Here is a 508-nt window from a genome sequence, read left to right on the forward strand (position 1 = left end):
GATTATGATTGTCAGCACCGGTATATTGACAGGAGGTATAACCGCTTTCTGTGGACCAATTGCCTTTATTGGTATTGCTGTTCCCCACTTGGCCAGATTACTATTTAAGACCAATGACCACAGGGTCTTGTTTCCTGCAACCGCTATCTTAGGGATATTGGTTTTATTGGCCTGCGACACATTAAGTCAGTTGCCAGGCTATGCTTCCAGCCTACCGATCAACGCAGTTACCACTGCATTTGGGGCACCCTTAATCATCTGGTTGATCATGAAAAGGAATTTTAGTGAGGCATTTTAATTATTTACGCAATGGAAATCCATCAAAATAACCCCAGACATGCAAAGCCCTGCATCCATGCCAAAGACCTGGTGCTTGGATATACAGTTGGGAAACAAATTAGCCCCATCGCTTCAGGGATCTCATTTGAATTATTCCATGGTGAATTGACTTGCCTGATGGGGCCTAATGGTGTGGGGAAATCCACCTTGCTAAAAGCCATCATGAGCC

At 44.5% G+C, this 508-nt stretch carries 2 protein-coding genes; both read left to right on the top strand.

Going from position 1 to position 508, the window contains the following annotated elements; all coding sequences use genetic code 11:
• Window positions 1-298 (top strand): iron chelate uptake ABC transporter family permease subunit (locus tag ADIWIN_RS17935; protein WP_040757701.1); only part of this gene is annotated, 298 nt, incomplete at its 5' end.
• A gap of 11 nt (window positions 299-309) precedes the next feature.
• Window positions 310-508: ATP-binding cassette domain-containing protein (locus ADIWIN_RS20205; protein WP_152487294.1), on the top strand; the 199-nt coding region annotated here is incomplete at its 3' end.

The sequence above is a fragment of the Winogradskyella psychrotolerans RS-3 genome, from assembly GCF_000427335.1.
Taxonomy (GTDB): domain Bacteria; phylum Bacteroidota; class Bacteroidia; order Flavobacteriales; family Flavobacteriaceae; genus Winogradskyella; species Winogradskyella psychrotolerans.